Source organism: Mucilaginibacter sp. 21P (assembly GCF_019331605.1).
Taxonomy (GTDB): Bacteria; Bacteroidota; Bacteroidia; order Sphingobacteriales; family Sphingobacteriaceae; genus Mucilaginibacter; species Mucilaginibacter achroorhodeus.
Map to the genome: position 1 here is coordinate 2,273,941 of NZ_CP063061.1, position 14,042 is coordinate 2,287,982.

At 42.9% G+C, this 14,042-nt stretch carries 16 protein-coding genes; 4 read left to right on the top strand and 12 right to left on the bottom strand.

Going from position 1 to position 14,042, the window contains the following annotated elements; genetic code table 11:
* Window positions 1–15 precede the first annotated feature (15 nt).
* From INP83_RS10390 to INP83_RS10420, 7 genes are all read right to left on the bottom strand, one after another.
* Entirely contained in the window at window positions 16–342 is a 327-nt protein-coding gene (locus tag INP83_RS10390; RefSeq protein ID WP_219127382.1) for a multidrug efflux SMR transporter, read from the bottom strand.
* 66 nt (window positions 343–408) lie between these two features.
* Window positions 409–2,133: a c-type cytochrome gene (locus tag INP83_RS10395; RefSeq protein WP_219127384.1), complete on the bottom strand. Its 1,725-nt coding sequence runs from the start codon at window positions 2,131–2,133 to the stop codon at window positions 409–411.
* On the bottom strand, window positions 2,130–2,321 hold the full coding sequence (locus tag INP83_RS10400) for a hypothetical protein (protein ID WP_146271727.1): 192 nt from the start codon (window positions 2,319–2,321) through the stop codon (window positions 2,130–2,132). Before INP83_RS10400 ends, INP83_RS10395 begins: the two co-directional genes overlap by 4 nt.
* Window positions 2,322–2,394: 73 nt before the next feature.
* Complete coding sequence (locus tag INP83_RS10405; RefSeq protein WP_219127385.1) at window positions 2,395–2,745, bottom strand: hypothetical protein; 351 nt, start codon at window positions 2,743–2,745, stop codon at window positions 2,395–2,397.
* An 80-nt stretch (window positions 2,746–2,825) separates the two neighbouring features.
* Window positions 2,826–3,224 carry a DUF1634 domain-containing protein gene (locus INP83_RS10410; protein WP_219127386.1) on the bottom strand — a complete coding sequence of 133 codons (399 nt, stop codon included), beginning with the start codon at window positions 3,222–3,224 and terminating at the stop codon, window positions 2,826–2,828.
* A gap of 12 nt (window positions 3,225–3,236) precedes the next feature.
* A complete protein-coding gene (locus INP83_RS10415) occupies window positions 3,237–4,070 on the bottom strand; it encodes a sulfite exporter TauE/SafE family protein (protein WP_219127387.1) in 834 nt (277 codons plus the stop codon).
* 10 nt (window positions 4,071–4,080) lie between these two features.
* Window positions 4,081–4,737, bottom strand: coding sequence for a FadR/GntR family transcriptional regulator (locus tag INP83_RS10420; RefSeq protein ID WP_255563292.1), 657 nt, complete (start codon window positions 4,735–4,737; stop codon window positions 4,081–4,083).
* A gap of 237 nt (window positions 4,738–4,974) precedes the next feature.
* Between INP83_RS10420 and INP83_RS10425 the strand changes: the two genes are divergently transcribed.
* The 4 genes from INP83_RS10425 (at window position 4,975) to INP83_RS10440 (ending at window position 8,753) form a co-directional block, all read left to right on the top strand.
* On the top strand, window positions 4,975–6,330 hold the full coding sequence (locus INP83_RS10425) for a Gfo/Idh/MocA family protein (RefSeq protein ID WP_219127389.1): 1,356 nt from the start codon (window positions 4,975–4,977) through the stop codon (window positions 6,328–6,330).
* 3 nt (window positions 6,331–6,333) lie between these two features.
* The gene (locus INP83_RS10430; RefSeq protein ID WP_219127390.1) at window positions 6,334–6,990 is read left to right on the top strand and encodes a DUF6807 family protein; all 657 of its coding nucleotides are present in this window, start codon (window positions 6,334–6,336) and stop codon (window positions 6,988–6,990) included.
* Between the two features lie 2 nt (window positions 6,991–6,992).
* On the top strand, window positions 6,993–7,373 hold the full coding sequence (locus INP83_RS10435) for a DUF6807 family protein (protein ID WP_219127392.1): 381 nt from the start codon (window positions 6,993–6,995) through the stop codon (window positions 7,371–7,373).
* 138 nt (window positions 7,374–7,511) lie between these two features.
* On the top strand, window positions 7,512–8,753 hold the full coding sequence (locus INP83_RS10440) for an alkaline phosphatase family protein (protein WP_219127394.1): 1,242 nt from the start codon (window positions 7,512–7,514) through the stop codon (window positions 8,751–8,753).
* Between the two features lie 79 nt (window positions 8,754–8,832).
* Here the strand turns inward: INP83_RS10440 and INP83_RS10445 are convergent, their stop codons facing one another.
* From INP83_RS10445 to INP83_RS10465, 5 genes are read right to left on the bottom strand one after another with little or no spacing between them, the layout of a single operon-like run.
* Complete coding sequence (locus tag INP83_RS10445; RefSeq protein ID WP_219127396.1) at window positions 8,833–9,939, bottom strand: glycosyltransferase family 4 protein; 1,107 nt, start codon at window positions 9,937–9,939, stop codon at window positions 8,833–8,835.
* Entirely contained in the window at window positions 9,939–11,063 is a 1,125-nt protein-coding gene (locus tag INP83_RS10450) for a glycosyltransferase family 1 protein (RefSeq protein ID WP_219127398.1), read from the bottom strand. Before INP83_RS10450 ends, INP83_RS10445 begins: the two co-directional genes overlap by 1 nt.
* Window positions 11,056–12,360 (bottom strand): O-antigen ligase, encoded by a 1,305-nt coding sequence (locus INP83_RS10455; protein ID WP_219127400.1) that lies wholly within the window; start codon window positions 12,358–12,360, stop codon window positions 11,056–11,058. Before INP83_RS10455 ends, INP83_RS10450 begins: the two co-directional genes overlap by 8 nt.
* 5 nt (window positions 12,361–12,365) lie before the next feature.
* Window positions 12,366–13,532: a glycosyltransferase family 4 protein gene (locus tag INP83_RS10460; protein WP_219127401.1), complete on the bottom strand. Its 1,167-nt coding sequence runs from the start codon at window positions 13,530–13,532 to the stop codon at window positions 12,366–12,368.
* Window positions 13,532–14,038, bottom strand: coding sequence for a serine acetyltransferase (locus INP83_RS10465; RefSeq protein ID WP_146271747.1), 507 nt, complete (start codon window positions 14,036–14,038; stop codon window positions 13,532–13,534). Before INP83_RS10465 ends, INP83_RS10460 begins: the two co-directional genes overlap by 1 nt.
* Window positions 14,039–14,042 lie beyond the last annotated feature (4 nt).

Sequence of the window (14,042 nt, forward strand, 5' to 3'; positions counted from 1 at the left end):
CAAGGCTGTATAAAGTCAATGACTAACGGCTTTTAATCCTACAATAGAGCCAATAAGCGTAGTGATGAAAAACAAGCGCCAAAAGGTTGCAGGTTCTTTAAAGATGAGTATGCCAACAATGGCAGATCCTACGGCTCCAATGCCTGTCCACACGGCATAAGCAGTTCCTATAGGTAAGGTTTGCGTAGCTTTCATAAGCAAGCCCATGCTGATGATAAGTGATACCAGGAAACCCGCAAACCACAAATACATTTCGGTGCCGCTGGTTTGCCTTACCTTGCCCAGGCAAGATGCAAACAACACCTCGAACACGCCACCCAAAATAACCAGGAACCAACTCATAGCTGTAAATTTTGGCAAAAAAATGCTAATTAATACGTAATTACAACGGTAACTTCGGCAGCAATATCAGCGGATCCTTTTCCGGGTATTTTTTACTTCTTCGGCAGTTACCATGCTGGCGTTGTTGCCAAACTTGCTGCGTATATAAGTAAGCACTTCCGCAATTTCTTTATCGCTTAACTGACTGAAGGACGGCATAACGCTGTTGTACGAGTGGCCTTTAACCGTTACCGGCCCTTGCAATCCTTTCAGCAATGTTTGGATAGCCATGCGTTTATCACCATAAGGGCCGCCCACAACCCATTCAGACCCTGCAAGCGGAGGGAATAAGTTACCATCACCTTTGCCATCGGGCTGGTGGCAGCTGATACAATATTTACGGTATAGCGAAGCACCGGGCGACAGCATTGCCCGGCTGTTATCATCGGTTATCGGATTAGGATCTTTATAAAGGGTTCTTTTTCGCTGAAGCATTGCCTGTAGGTTGGCCGGGCCAAATGATGCCTTGTTGCCTGCGAAGTTTACACGCCACACACGTCCCTTTTCTGTATCTGAAATAACTAAAGAACCATCGGGCGCTTCGGCAAGACCCATAGGACGGTAGGTAGCTTCGCTTGGGCTAAGTATAGTTTGCTTACCGGTAAAACCATCAGCAAACAATTCCCAGGGGCCGGAAGGTTTTCCGTTCTTAAACGGGACAAATGCAATACAGTAACCAGCCTGCGGATAAGGCGAACGGTTAGTTGAACCGTGAAACGCTATAAATGCACCATTACGGTAACGGGAAGGGAACTGATTTCCTTTATAAAATAACAGGTCATTGGGCGCCCAATGCGCCGGGAAGGCCATAATGGGCTGTGTAAATTTTGCGCCATCCCCTTTTTTAATGCCATTACCTCCATACTCCGGGTTAAGCATTAGCTGCTTCTTGTAAGGATCGTAGTAGTAATAAGGCCAACCGGCATTTGTGCCTGGTTTAACCTGTAAAAACTCTTCAGCAGGTAAAACAGCACTCTGCCAGGCGTTAAATTGTTTAGGAAACAGCATATGCAGATCATCGCGGCCGTGGGCCACAACGTAGAGGCATTGATTAGCATGGTTCCATGCCATTGCGACCACACTGCGTAAACCTGTTGCATAACGTACCCCATCTTTAGGGGTTTGATTTAGTTTGTTAGCATCAAATTGCCATATACCACCGGCACTGTCAAGCAAAGGGCAGTTTTTTATGCCCGGCGAACCCGGTACACGGTTCTTTTCCTGGCAAGCGTTGGAAGCAGCCCCAAAAGGTACGTAAATGTGTCCTGCATCATCAAAGGCGATAGGTTTTGCATCATGCTCGTGCCGCCCACCTGTGTCATGAATGATCAGTTCTGGTTCTCCCTGCGGAATGAGGGATGATGAATCCAGTTTTATCCTGAAGATATTGGTCTCTGAACTGAAATAAAGGTAGCCATTGTAGATGCGCATAGCAGTACCGTAAGTACCCTTATCCTCGTAGTCGGCAAATTTTTGAATGATATCGGCGCGGCCGTCCCCGTTGGTATCCCGCAAAGCGGCGTTGCCGCCTGCTTTGTCGGGAAAACGGAGTTTAACATATATATCGCCACTGCTGCTAACAGCTAAATGGCGTGCCGCACCGGGGATGGTGTCAGCAACGGTAATCGATTTAAAACCTTTAGGCAACGAAAGATCGCCCACCTTAAGGGCAGGTTTTTTGTCTGCTATTCCCGCTAACAATAGCGGTACAGCAACGATCAGTAATAAAAGGCGGCTGCCCGTAGATCTCATTCTTCGTCAACGGCAATATCTGCTAATGCTACCAGGCGTGGAGCGCCAAGATATTCTATCCAGATACTGTTCCAGCCACTGCAATCATAGCCCAGAAAAATGGCTTTTGTGATCATTTTGTTAAAACCCTCAAAAGGGCGTCCAAGGTACCGTAACGTGGTGCCTATCTTTAATTCGTGTTTGCTCATTGTAGTTTCCTTTAAGTAATAAAATGCGCAGGATCTGCCTGCAACTAAGTAGGGGATACAATAAGAACAAGTATTATGTATTAGAATGGAACGGGAAGAGCAATGTTCGGTAAAAATGATGCAACGGAACCGCTGTTACCGGCTGATAAATTTTAATTGCCGGTTCATTTATCAGTGCCTTAACACCAGTGTTTGTAAGAACCAGCAACTGTAAAGGCCATCTGAATTTAACCTCTAATTGCCGGGTAATCCGTTCATCAATAAGGCAGCCTTCACCGGTTGTTGCCGGCTTTTTGAGGTGGTTCTTACTTTGCTCTTGCTGAGATGGCTCATCGTTTGTTTTAGCCGCATTATCATGCGCCACAGATGGTGTTAGCTTCACAGCCAACAACAATCCAAACAATATCTTTATCCACCACCTCATACTACAAATATATAACTATAACGCAAAGTTGGACTATATAAATGCTAACATTTGTTAAACAAAAAAGGTTTTATTAACAATTATACCTTTAAACCACCAAAAATACTTGTGGTTATTACGGCCAGCACAATAAGGGTTATGCAAACATACATACGGTCTTTTTCAAGGGCAAACCCTACCAGTGAAAATACGATACGTAACACGGGTGTAGCTATCAGTAAAAGCACACCAAGTTGGATAATTCCTGCTGCATTAAAGCTTAATGCACCTTTTATGATACCGCTATAGCTGGTAAAGTTTGCACCCTCACCTACAAATTTATGGTATGAGGGCATAGGCGATTGTCCTTTGGTCCCAATGTATATTACCCCGCCTATCAATGCTACTATTGATGCAGTGAATACCCCGTAGCGCAAAAGCTGACCAACTATTTGTTCAACGTCGGTATCCTGCCATTTATTTTCAATTGTCTTTTTCATCTTTCGTAGAAGTTAAAATTTATGTTGAATACCATTGTAGATCATCTCCAGCGCTACAAACGTGATAGCGGCACAAAAGATGAACCTTAAAGCTTGTGGGTTCATCTTCATCAGTAATTTTGATCCGGTGAAAGCACCGGCCAAAACACCCAGCATAACCGGGAAAGCCAGCCCCGGGTCCATGTACCCACGCTGCAGATAAACAACAGCACTGGCTGCAGCAGTAACGCCTATCATAAAATTGCTGGTGGTAGTGCTTACCTTAAACGGTATACGCATTGCGGTATCCATAGCCAGCACTTTAAGCGCACCCGAACCAATACCCAACAACCCGGAGATAACGCCTGCAAATGTCATGATAGAAAAGCCGGCGCCAACGTTTTTCAGTTTGTAATCCACTTCGCCCTGCGGAGTAGGATAGCTGCTGTTGAGCTTTAATTTTTCTGCCAGCGGGCTCCCTTCTGTAAGAACTTCCTGATTCTTTTTGCGCAGCGTCATAGCTGCGGAAAAGATAAGCACAGCGCCGAATAAAATGGCGATGGTATTGGTGGGGGTGTAAACGGCAATTAAGGCACCAAGCACCGCACCAATGGTTGTGGCTATCTCCAGGAACATCCCCAAACGGATATTAGTGATTCCCTCTTTTACATAGGCACTTGCTGAACCGCTCGAGGTTGCTATAGAAGCCAGCAAAGCTGCACCGATTGCATAACGTATATCTACCCCGAACACCAGGGTGAGCAGTGGAATAACTACAACGCCGCCGCCCAAACCGGTTAGCGAGCCCAACAGGCCGGCCAGGTAAGAGCCAACTAATAATATGATACTGAATGTTAATATGGTCATTTTAATGATTTTAATAGTTGTTATTTAATATGTATTGCAGTACATCCTGCGCCTGTTTAGCTTTTTTACCTTTAATGGCGTTGTAAAGCTGCTCATGCAAATGATGGCTAAGGGCAAAATGAGAAATACCCTGTTTTTCGCGCTCGCTGAAAAAACGCCTGATGGTAGCGGTAAAAGATTCATAAAGGTTTGCCAGAACCTGATTGCCCGATGCTGCGGCAATGCTTTGATGGAAACCGATATCGGCATCCATACAAAGGGTTCGGTCATCTTGCTCTATGGCCTCCCTGCGTTTATCAAGCCAATGTTTAATACCTTCCAGTTGCTCACTGGTACGATGGGTTGCGGCTAACATTACAATTTCTTTCTCGAGCAGGTTACGCACGCTGTTCACTTCATCAAATTTTGCATGGCGCATTTTGTCGTCTAAAGACTGCGAGGACGGATGATCGTTAACCGTGGTGCCAGCACCTTGTTTTACGTTAACTACACCGGCTGCCGCCAATGCTTTTACAGCCTCGCGAATAGAGGAGCGGCCAACAGCATACTGCATCATCAGTTCAGGCTCCGTAGGTAATTTTTCGCCCGGTTTAAATTTGCCGTTGCTAATGTCGTCCTGCAGGCGGCGCCTAACTTGTTCGCTTATCTTTATTTTTTCATTCATCATGATGATACAAAGGTATGATGTTTATTTAAACATCTGATGAATTTTATCAAATATGACATTTTGTGAATTTCTTTTATTAAATTACGTCATCATCAATTATTGTAAAGAATTTATAGTATTGAGCATAAAAAGCGGTTTAATGCCATTGATTTTTAGATAGCTTTTGTATATTGAGCTTCATTTGCGATCCGTATCCCCTAAAGTGATCGTTTTATAAACCAATTCTTCCTACCTGTTATGGATAATTCTCGTCGTAATTTTATCAGGCAAACATCAATTGCCGGTGCCGGGGTTTTATTTGCCAAAAGCGGTTTAAGTGCTAAAAGTTATAAGCGCATCATTGGTGCAAATGACAGGGTACGCGTTGGCGTTATCGGTTTTTCAGACAGGCATAAGGCCTCGCATCTGCCAAGCTTTATGAACCATTACAAAGAGCTCAATTTTGAAGTGGTAGGCGTGTCTGACATCTGGAAACGCCGCAGGGAAGAAGGTGCAGCCATATGGAAAGGTAAGATGCAGAATGACGTAAAGGCTTACCGCAATAACGAGGAACTTTACGATAGCAAAACGGTTGATGCTGTATTTATCAGCACGGCCGATTTTCAGCACGCCCGCCACGCCATTGAAGCTGTTAAAGCCGGGTGCGATGCTTATGTTGAAAAGCCCTTTGCTGAGACCATGGAGGATAACCGCGCGGCGCTTAAGGCGATAAAAGAGTCAGGAAAGATAGTGCAGATAGGTTCTCAACGCCGCAGCGGTGCCAATTACCATGCAGCAAATGATTTTATACGTGCAGGAAAATTTGGCGACATCACGATGGTTGAACTTACCTGGAACGTGAACCAGCCCGGCCGCTGGCGCAGGCCCGACCTGATACCGTTGCTTAAAGAAGAGGACACTGATTGGAAACGGTTTATCATGAACCGCCCTTATGAAAAATTTGACCCGAGAATATATTTAGAGTACCGCTTGTTTTGGCCGTACTCATCAGGCTTACCCGGCCAATGGATGAGCCACCAAATTGATACCGTTCACTGGTTTACCGGGCTTAAACATCCACGTAGCGTAGTGGCAAACGGCGGTATTTATATGTGGAAGGATGGCCGACGCAACTGGGATACAATTACCGCAGCATTTGATTACGGCCCGCTTGATGATCTTTCAAAAGGCTTCCAGGTTACGTTTGCATCGCGCATGCACAATGGCGATGAACACCCCAAAGAAATCTACTATTCAAACGGCGGCGAACTGAATCTTGACACCAACAAGGTATCGCCAGAAGGCGGCCTTACACAAGATATGGCAAACGCCATGCACATGAAGGCTAATTTGTTGCCTGAAGTAAGCTTGAACAGCACCGAGCGGGTAGTGGCTTCTGCAAATACCGGTGGTGATGTGCTTACCTCAAACCACGTGCGTAACTGGATGGAGTGTGTGCGCAGCCGTAAGCAACCCAACGCACCTGTTGAGGCAGGTTATAGCCACTCCATTGCCAACATCATGACCAATGCTGCTGTGCATACCGGTTACAAAGCCACCTTTGATGAGAAAACGCAGGAGGTGATGGCCAATGGTAAGGTTTTTAAATACTAAGCTATGAACAGGTCTATCCGGATTCTGATTCTTGCGCTGGCTGCTGCCCCAATGTTTGCTCTTGCGCAAAAGGCGGTAACGGTTAAGATAGTTCCGCATAGCACTCAGCATAAAGTTGATGTATTGATAGGTGGTAGGTTGTTTACACAATTCCTGTATCCAGATAGCCTGGAGAAGCCGGTACTGTATCCTTTACATACCGCTGATGGCATAGTAGTTACCCGTGGTTTTCCTTTAGCACCGCGCCCCGGTGAGCCAAATGATCATCCGCACCATATAGGTTTATGGTTCAATTTTGAGAACTTGAATGGATTGGATTTCTGGAATAACTCTTATGCTATCCCGAAGGAAAAAAAGGGAGGTTATGGTTGGATAAAAACAGACAAAATAACCGAAACCCAAAATGGCAAAACAGGTATCTTAGCTTACCACGCTAACTGGACAAACCAGCAGGGGCAAGTGTTGGTAGAGGAAACAACCCATTTTGAATTTAGTGGCGATGCACATAGCAGGACAATAGACCGCATTACTACCTTAAAGGCCGATACCCAGGCTGTTTTCACCGACGCAAAGGACGGCCTTTTGGGTTTACGCCTTGCCCACGAATTGCAGATGCCAACCAATGAAGACCAAAGTTTACCGATAGTAAAGGCATTGTAACTGTGGTAAAGGGCGGTACCGATCATGTTGCCAATGGTAATTATATCACCAGCGCCGGCAAATCTGGCAACGATGCCTGGAGCAGCCGTGCCGTTTGGTGCAAGATTTATGGCAAAATGGGTGCAGATTCGGTAAGTGTAACCATTGTCGATCATCCGCAAAATCCTAATTACCCAACTTTTTGGCACGCCAGGGGATACGGGTTGTTTGCCGCCAATCCGCTGGGAGAAAAGGTTTTTACCAACGGCAAAAGCCAGAAAAACCTGACGCTGAATAAAGGCGAGACAGTGACCTTTAAATACCGCATAATAATAAGCAACGGCAACAAAACACCAGACAAGGCAGACCTTGACAAGGTAGCGGCTGATTTTGCAAAACAGTAGTAAATATGGCGGTTTGTTGATTTGATGAATTCGATTTAATAGTCAATTAATATTGGCGCAACATTTTTGGCGGTAGCTTGCTGTGTATCCCAACACGCTGTTCAGCTAATTCCGTTTAATTTAATATCAGATATAGAGATGATAAACCGGTTCGTACTTACTATTGCCCTTGCCCTTTTCGCTGCCAGTGCTTTTGCGCAAAAAACCAACAAAACAGTTTTTGTAATTGCAGATGGTATTCCTGCGGATGTTATTGAACGATTAGACTTACCAAATATTAAAAAGATTATTGCCGATGGCAGTTACACCCGCATGCATGTGGGCGGTGATGTAAATGCTTACAATCAAACGCCTACAATTTCTGCAGTTGGTTACAATAGTTTGCTAACCGGTACCTGGGTTAATAAACATAACGTGCCTGATAACGATATTAAGGCGCCTAACTATAATTATCAAAACATATTCAGGTTAATAAAGGGACAATACCCGGGCAAGAAAACGGCAATATTTTCGAGCTGGGAGGATAACCGTACCAAACTGCTTGGCTACCACTTGCCCAATGCAGGAAATTTAAATGTTGATTATCATTACGATGGTTATGAGTTGGATACGGTAAACTTTAAACATGATGCCGCGCATGATTACATGCACCGCATAGATGAAAAAGTTGTTAGTGAAGCATCTGCGACAATTAAGAAGAATGGGCCTGACCTTTCATGGGTTTATCTTGAGTATACAGATGATATGGGCCACATGCACGGCGACAGTCCCGAGTTTTACGATGGCGTTAAAAAGCTTGATGTGCAAATGGGCAAACTTTATGAAGCAATACAATACCGCAAGGCACACTTTAATGAGAACTGGTTATTGGTGATCACAACAGACCACGGCCGTGATGAAAAAACAGGCAGGGGGCACGGCGGGCAATCTCCGCGGCAGCGCAGCACCTGGATGGTTACCAACTACCGGCCGCTTAATGCTTATGCCGAGCGCTACCACCCGGCCATTGTAGATATTATGCCAACCGTTGCCCGCTTCATGAATATTACCATACCGATGGATGTTAAGCGCGAAGTTGATGGTACGCCACTTATAGGCAAGGTTTCGGTTGCTGAGCCCGCTGCCATACTTGTACAAGGTAATCTTGATATCACCTGGAAAGCCGTAGATCCTGATGGAAAAGTAAAAATATGGGTAGCTAAGACCAATAACTTCAAAACAGGCAGTCCGGACGAGTACCAGCTAATGGGCGAGGTGCCGGTTAAAGACCAACATGCTTTTATAAGCGTTAAGGACAGCCCGTCTGATTTTTATAAAATTGTTTTAGAAGCACCTTATAACACCACAAACCGGTGGGTGATAGCAGATGCAAAAAAATGAAGGCTGCAAGTAAATAATCCTATAGCAAAAGGCCCCAAACTACCGTTTGTGGGCCTTTTTAATGGAACGAAAATTAAAATCACGACTGTTTAAGCTTCGATTGAACAAATTGAAGCATCTGAGCTTTAAATCGGCCTGTAGAGAAACTTTCGGCATGTTCCCTGATCGCAACCGGATCAAATGTGTGTTGAATCGAATCAAAATGCTGAACAGCAGCTATTATATCAGGTACGGTTTGATTTTTAAAAAACACGCCGGTTTTGTTTTCCACAACGCTTTCTAAAGCGCCACCTTTGCCAAAGGCAATAACGGGCACGCCGCATGCCTGCGCTTCAACAGGCAAAATCCCAAAGTCTTCTTCAGCAGCAAATACAAACGCTTTTGCTGCAGAAAGGTATGCCTTTAGTTTGTCAAACGTTTGGTATCCTAACAAAACGGTATTGGCCACAGCTAATTTGCTTACTTTTTTAAAATCCGGCCCGTCACCTATAACCAGTAATTTTTTATCAGGCATTTGCGCAAAGGCCTGTACTATCAGGTCAATCTTTTTGTAAGGAACAAAACGCGAACAGGTAACAAAATAATCGCCTTTTTCCGCCGCCGGCGCAAAATCTTCAGTAGCAACGTTAGGGTATATCACGTCACTGTCACGACCGTACACCTTTTTTATCCTTTTTGCTATGTATTTAGAATTTGCTATAAAATGATCTACACGGTTTGTGCTGATGTGATCCCATGTTCTTATGCGATGCAAAAGATATTGTGCCAGGAAACCTTTAAGCCCTTTATTAAGGCCGGATTCGCGCAGGTATTGATGATTTAGATCCCATGCGTAACGCATAGGGGAGTGGCAGTAACAAATATGGATCTGATTAGCATTGGTCAACACGCCTTTGGCAACCGCATGTGATGATGATATGATAAGATCGTAGCCAGACAGATCAAACTGTTCAACCGCAAGCGGGAACAACGGTAAATATGACCTGTATTTCTTTTTTGCGAACGGGAGGCGCTGAATGAACGAAGTTTGAACTTTGTGCCCCTTCAGCCCTAATTTTTCTAATGTTTCTTCTCGTGCCACCAAAGTAAACACATCAGCTTCAGGAAATAAGGATGCAATCTCTTTAAATACGTTTTCAGAACCACCAATAACCGTCAACCAATCCTGTACTAATGCAACTTTCATTATTTTGTGTTGTATATGAGCTGATTAAATAATTCTATATGTTTTTGGGCGCTTTGTTGCCAATCAAAAAGTTTAACTCTTTCTGTTCCTTTATTTATCAAAGATTCCCGCTCCTGGTCATTATTCAAAATCCATTCAATTTTAGATGCAATATCTTCGGCATTTTCCGGATCAAAGTAAATCGCGGCGTCCCCGCAAACCTCATGCAATACTGGTATCTCAGAAGCCAATACAGCGCATTTATTTACCATTGCTTCTAAAGGTGGTAAACCAAAACCCTCATATAACGATGGGAACACAAAAACAGCGGCATTGTTGTATATAGTTGCCATATCATCGTCATCCACGTAGCCGGTAAAATGTAAGTTATCTGACAATGCCTGATTGGAGCTGATCATATCAAATAAATTATCATCTCCGGTTATAAAGCCGTCTTTTTTGCCAACAACCAAAAGCTTATATTGATCTTGCAGTGCCTTAGGCAGTGCAAGGTAAGCATTGGCTAAATTTTTAAGATTCTTGTGCGGCTTTACATTACCTACAAAAAGAATATAGTTATCTGGCAGGCTGTATTTGGCCTTTAAATTATTTACATCAACCAAATTAGCTTGTTGCTCTACGCCGTTATGTATAACGTTTATTTTGCTTTGATCAACCTTTATAAATTTCAATATCTCTTGCTTGGAGAAATGCGATACCGTAACTATCCGGTTGCTAAGTTTAGATACCAAATTAAAGGCTAATTTTGCATAGATCTTTTGCTTAAGACTTAATTGAGAAGCGAATGCGAGGTGAAATACGTCATGAATGGTCACCACCCTTTTTAATGCTTTAACAGGCATGAGCGGCGCGTTATAATGCGGCGACCAAAACAGATCGCAAACAGGTATTACCTTGCGGTATTTTAATTGCTCACTTATCGAGTAGATCGATGCCGGGAAATCGACAACAGTTGCATTGGGATAGTATGATCCCAGCAACGATGGATCGCCTAATAGCGTCACCTCAAATTTTGAAATAATTGCAGGCAACAGCATTCGCAAATAGGTACCTATCCCGGAATGGTTGATCATCCTTGCATCTATGCAAAGGTGAGGCTTTTTGTTGTTTGGGGTATTATTCATTTAAAGCTTTCTCCTTTGGTTCAAGTTCGGTCTGCATTAAAAAGAACAATACACCCATTAAAAACCACGTATAAAAGAAATATATAGCCACGCCTAATAGCAGCGGTCCAATTAATGCTAATATTAAATAATTTGAGGCTGGTAAAGGCTTGATGGTTTTGGCCAGCCTAAAGTAAAGCAACAGGTAAATAATAAAGAATATTATGCCTGCTTCAAGCAACATATCAACTATACCGCCTAAACCAGTGGCATCCCAGAATGATACCGGAATTTCGGGCATGAACTGCCTGTAAGCCGGGTTGTTTCTAAGCAGCGGATAGTTACCCCAGCCTATACCCACCCAGGCGTTCTTTGCAAGCATGTTTGGGACAATTACCGTTGCCGAGATTCTTCCCATCATAAAGTTGGGGTCTATCTCACCAGGAGCGAAAAGAGAAGCTTTTAACTCAATGTCTGACAAGCTGTCAACGTACATCTGCAACGTAGCTATTGACCCAAATACCATCAATACAATTACCACAATGTATAACAGTATTTTAACAAATAACCGCTTAAAAAACTTGCCAACTTTAGACATTAAATAAACGGCGCCATTTAAAAATAACAATAGATAGCCAGCCTTAGACTGTCCTAACAAAACTAAAATTACCGGGATTATAAGGTATAAAGGCTTTAGCTTTAAACGACGGTAACATGCTACACAAACCGTAAAAATAAACGCGTAGAACAAGCCGAACGGCCCGCCTTCAACAAAGAAACCCTTGAGCCTGTAAACCTGATCACCCTCACTCGCATCGTAAACTATTAAACTTTCATACTTATCTGTTGCCAGCAAGTGCAAAGCATACAAAGAGTAGGTAAGCATAAAGAATAAACCAAATACCATTATTTGCACAAACAGTATCATTTTCAAAAGATTATATGGCTTTTGAGAGTGAGATAAAACGTTGGCTGTGAAACAGCAGAACGTCATACAGGTAAGCATCTCCAGGAAGCGTGCGAAACTGATAAATCCGGGATTTTTCAATAACGTCAGGTTTTCGTCGTTAATGTAAAAGTTGGTATAATGATTTACGATCAGCGTTTTTACTAATAAAAGGATGTAAAATGCTAAGAAGTATAAAATGGTTTTGCTTTTGGTTATATGTTTTAACAAAAACGGCATTAACAACAGCATCAAAAGTTCTCCGGGCTGAAGGCCGGCTATTTTCAAATCAGGGAACTGAAGACAAATAGTACAGACAAGGACTATCCAAAACTCGGATTTAAATAAAGTAAGTCTGTTTTCTGTCTCCATAATTGTTAATTAACCAACTTGCCAATCAAAGCATTATAGGCCCTAACCATCGTTTTAACATTAAATTTCTCTTCTACTTTTACCCTTGCATTTTTACGGATGATATCTAACTTTTCGTGATCAAGAAATATTTTTTCTAATGTCTCGGCTAATGAGTTCTGCTCATCGCATGTAAAAAGATAGCCGTCTTGTCCATTGTCAATAATTTCCGGTGAGCCGCCTGTATTTGAAGCAGCAACGATCTTTTCGATGGCCATTGCCTCGTAGATGGTTGTGCCTAATGGTTCACTTCCTTCCAGATTACTATTGTTCACAATAACATCGCAAGCATTATAGAAACCGGGCATATCACTTATTTTACCTAAATAATAAATGCCGTTGTCATGTTCAACTGCGTTTAAAAAGTCGTTCCCGTAGGCTTCATCGTCTGCCGATAATGGGCCTGCCAACAATAATTTAAACTTAGGATATTGGCTTGAGAGTTTTTTAAAGGCCTGTATTAAACCAAGTTGACCTTTTCTATGCTCGATGGTGCCCGCCATTCCAATCACAAAATCATCGTTTTGGATAGCATGTAAATGTCTAAATTTTTCACCACGACTTGGATCTGGTTGATATTCGTTCAAGTCAAGGCCGTTATACAGCGTTATTACCTTATCGCTTACAGGATATTTCTTTTTTACGGCGTTAGAAACAGTAAGGGTAGCATCATATAACTTAAATGCTGCTGCAGCAAGCTTGTTGTCAAAAGCAGAATAGTATTTAAGATCATGATCAGACCAAACGAATTTCAGATCTTTTCTGAAAATTTTGGCTAAAACAATTGCCGGGAACAAATAAAATGCGGGCACTATGGTATTGGCATGTACAACGGCTATGCTATTCGTTTTCGCGAATTTTAACACCTTGTATGAAACCGTTAAGCAGTTTGAAATAGCTTTAAAATAAAAGCCTAATTTGCCGGCGCTGCTTCTGTTAAGTTTTTTTAACTCATCTAAAAGATGGATAGCATACTTATCCTGATTTGTTTTGATAAGATTATCTGCGTAGGCGCCAGGCGAAACAAACAAATGAGGCTTAACTGCAGACAGGTTATTATCAATTAATCTCTGGATTACTTTTTCTGCTCCCGAGGCTTTTTCGCCGCCAAACACATAAAGGATATTAACCATTAAAGATATCTGATTATTTTTGCAGGGTTACCCGCGGCCACACAATTATCCGGTAGATCTTTAACCACAATGGAGCCGGCCCCAATCATTACGTTATTACCAATTTTTAATGGACCTATTATACAAACGTTGGCACCAATGTCTACATTATCGCCTATTACAGGGCAGCCGCTGTTAAAATCGCCGGCAGCGCTTTTTTTGTTACCCAACGTGGTTGCGTGGCGGAGTATGCAGTTCTTACCTATCTTAACTCCCGGGTTTACTACCAGGCAAAAGCCGTGGTGAAGCTGCAGGTTTTCTCCGGGTTGTACATGCCATGATAACTCTATTGCCATAAACCATTCAACAACAACGAGATAGAGAATCAAGTACCAAAAAAACAGTATGGTGGTAATTTTATTTGTTCTTGCCAGGCAAGCAAAGCGGTACAAAACCATTACAAGCTGGCCCTTAATATTCTTTTTGTTAGCTTTAAAATCCTGGAAAATCCCTCTGTTTGCTGACATATCG